The organism is Pseudomonas fluorescens, assembly GCF_018614775.1.
Lineage (GTDB): Bacteria > Pseudomonadota > Gammaproteobacteria > Pseudomonadales > Pseudomonadaceae > Aquipseudomonas > Aquipseudomonas fluorescens_BY.
Map to the genome: position 1 here is coordinate 1 of NZ_JAGGOF010000115.1, position 7,352 is coordinate 7,352.

The 7,352-nt window shown below is 62.1% G+C and carries 11 protein-coding genes and 1 pseudogene; 3 read left to right on the forward strand and 9 right to left on the reverse strand.

All coding sequences use genetic code 11. The features are described 5' to 3' along the window. Window positions 1-23 precede the first annotated feature (23 nt). From J7E36_RS24420 to J7E36_RS24455, 8 genes are all read right to left on the reverse strand, one after another. Entirely contained in the window at window positions 24-1,022 is a 999-nt protein-coding gene (locus J7E36_RS24420) for a glutathione S-transferase family protein (RefSeq protein ID WP_215008809.1), read from the reverse strand. Between the two features lie 88 nt (window positions 1,023-1,110). Further along, a complete protein-coding gene (locus J7E36_RS24425; RefSeq protein WP_215008811.1) occupies window positions 1,111-2,112 on the reverse strand; it encodes a glycosyl transferase family protein in 1,002 nt (333 codons plus the stop codon). After that, window positions 2,109-2,444 carry a TusE/DsrC/DsvC family sulfur relay protein gene (locus tag J7E36_RS24430; protein ID WP_215008814.1) on the reverse strand — a complete coding sequence of 112 codons (336 nt, stop codon included), beginning with the start codon at window positions 2,442-2,444 and terminating at the stop codon, window positions 2,109-2,111. Before J7E36_RS24430 ends, J7E36_RS24425 begins: the two co-directional genes overlap by 4 nt. Next, window positions 2,441-2,734 (reverse strand): sulfurtransferase complex subunit TusB, encoded by a 294-nt coding sequence (gene tusB / locus J7E36_RS24435; protein ID WP_215008816.1) that lies wholly within the window; start codon window positions 2,732-2,734, stop codon window positions 2,441-2,443. The genes J7E36_RS24430 and tusB overlap by 4 nt, the downstream gene beginning before the upstream one ends. Continuing rightward, window positions 2,734-3,096 (reverse strand): sulfurtransferase complex subunit TusC, encoded by a 363-nt coding sequence (tusC, locus tag J7E36_RS24440; RefSeq protein ID WP_215008818.1) that lies wholly within the window; start codon window positions 3,094-3,096, stop codon window positions 2,734-2,736. The genes tusB and tusC overlap by 1 nt, the downstream gene beginning before the upstream one ends. Beyond that, window positions 3,096-3,488 carry a sulfurtransferase complex subunit TusD gene (gene tusD, locus J7E36_RS24445; protein ID WP_215008820.1) on the reverse strand — a complete coding sequence of 131 codons (393 nt, stop codon included), beginning with the start codon at window positions 3,486-3,488 and terminating at the stop codon, window positions 3,096-3,098. Before tusD ends, tusC begins: the two co-directional genes overlap by 1 nt. Before the next feature lie 238 nt (window positions 3,489-3,726). Beyond that, window positions 3,727-4,056, reverse strand: coding sequence for a DUF6388 family protein (locus J7E36_RS24450; protein WP_215008822.1), 330 nt, complete (start codon window positions 4,054-4,056; stop codon window positions 3,727-3,729). A 2-nt stretch (window positions 4,057-4,058) separates the two neighbouring features. Beyond that, entirely contained in the window at window positions 4,059-4,319 is a 261-nt protein-coding gene (locus J7E36_RS24455) for a hypothetical protein (RefSeq protein WP_060741573.1), read from the reverse strand. 141 nt (window positions 4,320-4,460) lie between these two features. Here J7E36_RS24455 and J7E36_RS24460 point away from each other — a divergent pair, with 141 nt between their 5' ends. Beyond that, entirely contained in the window at window positions 4,461-4,811 is a 351-nt protein-coding gene (locus tag J7E36_RS24460; protein WP_215008824.1) for a hypothetical protein, read from the forward strand. A 132-nt stretch (window positions 4,812-4,943) separates the two neighbouring features. Here J7E36_RS24460 and J7E36_RS24465 read toward each other — a convergent pair whose 3' ends face one another. Beyond that, window positions 4,944-5,366 carry a GNAT family N-acetyltransferase gene (locus tag J7E36_RS24465; protein ID WP_215008831.1) on the reverse strand — a complete coding sequence of 141 codons (423 nt, stop codon included), beginning with the start codon at window positions 5,364-5,366 and terminating at the stop codon, window positions 4,944-4,946. Between the two features lie 108 nt (window positions 5,367-5,474). Here J7E36_RS24465 and ggt point away from each other — a divergent pair, with 108 nt between their 5' ends. After that, window positions 5,475-7,202: a gamma-glutamyltransferase gene (gene ggt, locus J7E36_RS24470; protein WP_215008832.1), complete on the forward strand. Its 1,728-nt coding sequence runs from the start codon at window positions 5,475-5,477 to the stop codon at window positions 7,200-7,202. A gap of 27 nt (window positions 7,203-7,229) precedes the next feature. After that, window positions 7,230-7,352, forward strand: a pseudogene (locus J7E36_RS24475) (isochorismatase family protein); the annotation flags it as partial.

The following is a 7,352-nucleotide window of genomic DNA, read 5'->3' on the forward strand; positions in this document are numbered from 1 at the left end:
CCCACGCGGAGCGTGGGGACGTCTCATGAAGGCTGCCAGATCCCTTTGCCACTCAACCTTTCCCGATCATGGGCCACCGCGAAATCCTGCTTCGGCCCCTTCGGCACGATCCCATTGGGGTTGATGGTCTTGTGGCTGCCGTAGTAATGCCCCTGGATGTGGACGAAGTCCACGGTCTCGGCAATGCCCGGCCATTGGTACAATTCCCGCAGCCAGTTCGACAGGTTCGGATAATCGGCGATGCGCCGCAGGTTGCATTTGAAGTGGCCGAAATACACCGCATCGAAGCGGATGATCGTGGTGAACAGCCGGATGTCCGCCTCGGTCAGGTATTCACCGGCCAGGTAGCGCCGGGTGGCCAGCAGGGCTTCCAGGCGGTCCAGCTCGGCAAACAGTCCGTCGAAGGCTTCTTCGTACGCCGCTTGAGTGGTGGCGAACCCGGCGCGGTAGACTCCGTTGTTGACCAAGGGATAAATCTGCTCGTTCAGCCCGGCGATCTCGCTGCGCAAGTGTTGCGGGTACAAGTCCAGGTGATTACCGGCCAGGCCATCGAAGGCGCTGTTGAACATGCGGATGATTTCCGCCGATTCATTGTTGACGATGCGCTGCTGGTGTTTGTCCCACAGCACCGGCACGGTGACGCGACCGGTGTAGTTCGCGGTGTCGGCGGTATAGCGCTGGTGCAGGAAACTCAAGTCGTCCAGTTTGTCGCCGGTGGAACCATGGGCTTTGTCGAACGTCCAGCCGTTCTCAAGCATCAGGTAGCTGACCACTGAGACATCGATCAGGTCTTCCAGGCCTTTGAGCTTGCGGAAAATCAGCGTGCGGTGGGCCCAGGGGCAGGCCAGGGACACGTAGAGATGGTAGCGCCCGGCCTCAGCAGCAAACCCGCGCTCACCGCCAGGGCCGGCGCTGCCGTCGGCGGTGACCCAGTTCCGGCGTTGCGCCTGCTCGCGCTGGAAGGTGCCGTCCTTGCTTTCATACCACTGGTCCTGCCAGCGGCCTTTGACCAACAAACCCATCTGGATATCCTCGCTCAATAGTCATTGGAGGCGAGTCTATTCCGATAGGTTCGAACTAAAAGCGCAAAGGTTAGGCGTTAATGATCAGTTAAATCGAACGATCGCGGGCGTCCCAATATTGCTGGGCCTTGGCGAAGGCTTCTTCGCGGGCCAGGCCCAAGCCGCGAAGGGCCAGTGCCATGGTGGCGATCAGCGCCAGTTGCGGGTAGCTGTCTTCCACGTCACCGCGCCAAATGGCTTTCAGGTGCTCGGGGTCGAGGTTTTCCGGTTTGACATGGCGCTGCTCGGCCAGGCGCGGCCATGCTTCGTCCCAACTGACGCCTCCGGTGGTCCCGTAGAGGTGACTGTCGGCGTCCGGGTTGATCTCGATCTCGCCGCCGTCGCCCTTGATCACGATGGCGGTGTCACCCAGCAAGCCACTGGCGTCGCGGTGCACCGCCTGGTAGCCGGGATGGAAGATGCTTTGCAGCCCGCAGCGTGCGCCCAGCGGGTTGAGGATCCGTGCCAGGGAGTGGATCGGCGAGCGCAGCCCCAGGGTGTTACGCAGGTCGATCATCCGCTGCATGTGTGGCGCCCAGTCCACCAGCGGCAGGAAGGCCAGGCCGCCGTTGTCCAGCGCGCTGCCGACCTGTTGCCAGTCACGGCACAGCGGGATGTGCAGGAAACCGAGCAGTTGTTCGGTGTAGAGCCGGCCCGCCGTGTGCGCGCCACCGCCGTGCATGAAAATCCGCACGCCGTTTTGCCCCAGGCATTTGGCCGCCAGCAGGTACCACGGCAAATGCCGTTTCTTGCCGGCGTAGGTCGGCCAGTCGAGGTCGACCGTCAGCGCCGGGACGACCAGGCGCTCGCGCAGGGCTTCGGTGAAGCCGGCCATTTCCTCGGCGCTTTCTTCCTTGTGCCGCAACAGCATCAGGAAGGCGCCGAGCTGGGTGTCCTCGACCTTTTCATCCAGCACCAGACCCATGGCCTCGTGGGCTTCTTCGCGGGTCAGGTTGCGGGCGCCGCGCTTGCCTTTGCCTAGGATGCGCACGAACTGGGCGAATGGATGTTCGGCCGGGGTCTCAAGGGTCAGCGAAGGAAAGTCGGTCATAAGCAATTCGTCGGTTTGGGCAGGCCCGCCAGTTTGGCGGCGAGTTTGGCGGGAGTGCCTTTGAACAGTCGGTTCAGGTGCAGGCTGTTGCCTTTGTCAGCGCCCAGTTTCAGCGCGGTGTACTTGATCAGCGGGCGGGTCGCGGGGGAAAGCTGGAATTCGCGGTAGAAGCCCCGCAGCAATTCAAGGATCTCCCAATGCTCGGAGCTCAGCTCGAGTGCTTCGGCGGCCGCCAGGGCCGTGGCGACATCGGTGGACCAATCGTCGAGGTCGGCCAGGTAGCCGTCCTTGTCCAGCGCGATGGCGCGCTCGCCTACCGTCAGCGTATTCATAGCCAGGTATTGACCTTGTCATGCACGATCGACAGTTCGACGAAGGCCGGGTAGTCGATGGCTTCGGCCCAGTCTGGCGCTTGCAAGGCCCGGGCCTGGATGTCTTCGGCCAGTACGAACAGTTTCAGGCCGCTGCCGTGCAGGGTTTCAAACGGCACCGTGCCGGGTTGCAGGGCATACGTCGCGTCGCCGCACAGCAGCAGGGCGTCGTGCTCGCCGAGTATTCGCAGGCAACTGCTGAAGCGGTGATCGCCGAAGGGCGAATGGGACAATACATGCAAAGTCGACATCAGAGGGTGATCACCTGGTCGTAGCGGTCAATGAGCTGGGCGATGTGCGCCGCGCTCAGTACTTTTATCTCGCCCAGCGCCAGCGCATCGGTGGCGACGCCGCGTTCTTCGGCGCTGTCGGCGCAGACAAACAGGTCCTCGACGCCGAACATGGGCAATGCCTGCAGGTTCGCGCTCAGGTCCTTCTGCTGCACGGTTCTGGCGTTTTGCCCCGCCAGCAGCTGGAACACTCCGTCATCGAGAAACAGCAGGCCGATGGGCAGGTCGAAGGCGCCGCCGGCCAGCACGATGTCCAGCGCTTCCCGGGCACCGGGGCCCGACCAGGGCGCCTGGCGGCTGATCAACAGCAGTGACTTGGCCATCATGCGCCTCCAAAACAGATCAAGCGGTCGGCGTCCTGAATCGCATCGTGCAACTGGCCCAGACCGGACAGGGCCCAAGGCGCCTCGACGCTGGCCGCCGAACGCTGGTAGCGTTGGGCTTCTTCGTCATTCAGCGCGCCACGGCGCAGCGCCGCCGCGATGCACACCACGCCATCGAGTTGGTGGTCGCTGACGAACGTGCGCCATTGCCGGGGCAGGTCCTGTTCGTCCTGGGGCGTGACGACGCTGGACGAAGCGTTGTAGACGCCATCCTGATAGAAAAACAGCCGCACGATCTCATGCCCCCCGGCCAGCGCCGCCTGGGCAAATAGCAGGGCACGGCGCGAGGAGGGCGCATGGGCGGCAGAAAACAGGGCGATGGCAAACTTCATGACAGACCTGATCAGCGAAACTGCGGCCATGATAAAGCTTTATGGGCGATGGGGCGATTGGGATGCTGCATGCAGGGCAGCAGGGCATGCAGGGAATGCGGTGGGCCTGCTGTACTCCTGTGGGAGCAAGGCTTGCCCGCGATGGCGGCGGCACAGTCGACATGAACGGTGCCTGACACAACTGCATCGCGAGCAAGCTTTGCTCCCACAGGGGATTACTCAATCTTTCGAGTGGACGCTACTGCTTGAGCCCATGCAGCTCGCAATATTCCACCCAGTCCATCCCGGCCATTTCCGCCACTTCCTTGTGCACTTCCAGGCGCTGTGCCTGGTATTCCTCGGGCGAGGCGGCAGTCAGTTGCAAAGTCAGTTCCCAGGCGAACAGGCCTAGGCGCTCGGCCTCGGCTTCGAACGCTTCGTGCAAGCGTTCGGCGCGGTACTGCGCGGCTGTCTCGCCCTTGGCCTGGGCCAGCAGCGGGTTGAGGTGGTCCAGTTCGTGACGCAGTTCGGGGCGCTCATCGAGAAACTTTTCCAGGGCCCGTTCGTGTTGCTGTTCGGTTGCCGCCATGGTCACTCCTTGGGAGATGAAGACTGCTTCTTGCTGGCCTTGGCCGCAGCCGCCAGGCATTCGAGGGCGAATTGCTCGGTGTAGGTCATCTGGATCGGTGTGGTTTCGCCCTTGACGGTGCGTTCGCCGTCGAGGATGTAGCGAATCCGCTTGTCGGTGACGCCGATTCGCTTGGCGATCCACGAAGGTGTCTGGCCGATCTGGCTGATCAGTTTGTCGGCATATTCCGGGGTGGGCTTGTAGAACTCGGCGTTGGGGGTCATGGGGTGTTCCGCGTGGCTGGTGGCGATGGCGCGACAGATTGCGTGAATCGGTGCTCGCTGTCGCGGGTAAATTTCAATAAAGCAGCGCGATGGTTCGGGTCGGAATGCTAAAGTCGGTCTTTTTTTCGGTGAGAGAACGCAATGCGAATGTTGACGGTGGCCCTGGCGGCAATGGTGCTGGCCGGTTGTGCGGGTTCGGCGATGAACCAGGCCCGGACCCAGGCACCTTACAAGACCCTGACCTCGGACAAAACCGAACAGGTCGTGGCCCAGTGCGTGCAGTTTTCCTGGCAGGACGAAGCGGTGTTCGGCGTCGATGCCGCTGCTTACCTGCAACCCGGCGAAAAAGGTGGCCTGACCGTGTACACCCGCTCGGCCGAAGCGTTTGTCGATGTCCAAGCCGGTGCCAATGGCACCACGTTGAACTACTACGCCCAGCAGGACGACTTCGTCGCCAAGCGCCGGTTGGCGGCGTTGGCGACTTGTTTGTAGGACAGACCTGAGAGCTCTTGTGGGAGCGAGCCTGCTCGCGATAGCGGTATTACATTCAACATCGTAGTTGGCTGATACACCGCTATCGCGAGCAGGCTCGCTCCCACAGGGGATGAGGTTTTAGTTGGACATCTACAGGCGCTTCTGGAAGAAAAAGTGCTGATGGCCCGGCGGGTAATCATCGATCTGGCCGACTTCCGTAAAACCGTGTTTCCTGTAGAACTCCGGTGCCTGGAAATCGAAAGTGTCCAGCCAGATGCCCACGCAGTTTTTCTCCCGGGCCAGGTCTTCCGCCATCTGCATCAAGGTTGACCCGGTGCCTTGGCCTCGGGCCTGTTCCGGCACCACCAGCAACTCGATATACAACCAACGGAAAAACACCCGCCCGTAGAGCCCGCCGACCACTTCATCGCTCTGTTCGTCCCGTACCAGCCAGGCGACGAGTTCGGGTAGCGTGCCGCCGGTCCTGGCGCTGTTGTAGGCGCGTAGCGGCGCGAGAATGGCCTGGCGTTCTTCGTCGGTGGGGGCGTCCGTGCGTTCGATTCGTAGCGTCATTGGCAATGTCCTTATGCGGGAAATGATCTGCGCGAGACTATCGCAACAGGCACATTCGGCAAACCCGGCCATACTGCCTAGGTCCCAAAACAAGAAGAGACCTCACTCATGAAGTTCGAATACCTTGGCCGAACGATCCTTGCCACGTCCCTGACTGTCAGCTGTTTTTATGCGCAGGCCGCGTCCCAGGCGCCGGTGGCTGCCGAGAACGGCATGGTGGTCACCGCCCAGCACCTGGCAACCCATGTCGGCGTCGACGTGCTCAAGAGCGGTGGCAATGCGGTGGATGCTGCGGTGGCGGTGGGGTATGCCCTGGCGGTGGTCTACCCGGCGGCGGGCAACCTTGGCGGAGGCGGCTTCATGACCCTGCAACTGGCCGACGGCCGCAAGACCTTCCTGGACTTCCGCGAGAAAGCCCCCCTGGCCGCCACGGCCAACATGTACCTGGACAAGGACGGCAACGTCGTCCCCGACCTCAGTACCCGCGGGCACCTGGCGGTGGGCGTGCCTGGCACCGTGTCCGGCATGGAGCTGGCCTTGCAGAAGTACGGCAGCAAGCCCCGGGCCGAACTGATCGCCCCGGCCATCCAGTTTGCCGAGGAAGGTTTCACCCTGGAACAGGGGGATGTCGACTTGCTGGAAACCGCCACCGACGTGTTCAAGAAAGACATGCGCGACTCCGGCGCGATTTTCCTGCACAACGGCGAGCCGATGCAGGTTGGCCAGAAACTGGTGCAAAAAGACCTCGCCAAGACCTTGCGGGAGATTTCCGCGAAAGGTGCCGATGGCTTCTATAAAGGCTGGGTCGCCGATGCGCTGGTCACCTCCAGCCAGGCCAACAAAGGCATCATCACCCAGGCCGACCTGGACAAATACAAGACCCGCGAATTGGCCCCGGTGGAATGCGACTACCGCGGCTACCACATCATCTCGGCGCCGCCGCCCAGTTCCGGTGGGGTGGTGCTGTGCCAGATCATGAACATCCTCGACGGCTACCCGATGAAGGACCTGGGTTTCCATTCGGCCCAGGGCATGCACTATCAGATCGAAGCCATGCGCCACGCTTACGTGGACCGCAACAGCTACCTGGGTGACCCGGACTTCGTGAAGAACCCGGTCGACCATCTGCTGGACAAGAACTATGCCGCGAAACTCCGTGCCGCCATCGAGCCGCAAAAGGCCGGTGATTCGCAGAAGATCAAACCCGGCGTGGCGCCTCACGAAGGCAGCAACACCACCCATTACTCCATCGTCGACCAGTGGGGCAACGCCGTTTCCGTCACCTACACCCTCAACGACTGGTTCGGTGCCGGCGTGATGGCGAGCAAGACCGGGGTGACTCTCAACGATGAAATGGACGACTTCACCGCCAAGGTCGGCGTGCCGAACATGTATGGCCTGATGCAGGGCGAGGCCAATGCCATCGCACCGGGCAAGGCGCCGCTGTCGTCGATGAGCCCGACCATTGTCACCAAGGACGGCAAGACGGTGATGGTGGTGGGCACGCCAGGCGGCAGTCGCATCATCACGGCGACCTTGCTGACGATCCTCAATGTGATCGATTACGGCATGAACCTCCAGGAGGCGGTCGATGCACCGCGTTTCCATCAACAGTGGATGCCCGAGCAGACCAACCTGGAAACCTTCGCCGCCAGCCCGGATACGCAGAAGCTGTTGGAGAGCTGGGGCCACAAGTTTGCCGGCCCGCAGGACCCCAACCACATTGCCGCGATCCTGGTCGGCGCCCCGTCGTTGGGTGGCAAGCCGGTGGGCAAGAACCGCTTCTATGGCGCCAACGACCCACGCCGCAACACCGGGTTGTCGTTGGGTTATTGATCCCGTCAACGTTTGCAGAGGGAAGACATGAGCACCGCATTGCTGATCATCGATGTCCAAGAGGCACTGTGCGCTGGCGGAGAAGGATGTTTCGAGAGCCAGCGCCTCATTCGAACGATCAACGACCTCAGCGCCCGGGCCCGGGCGCTC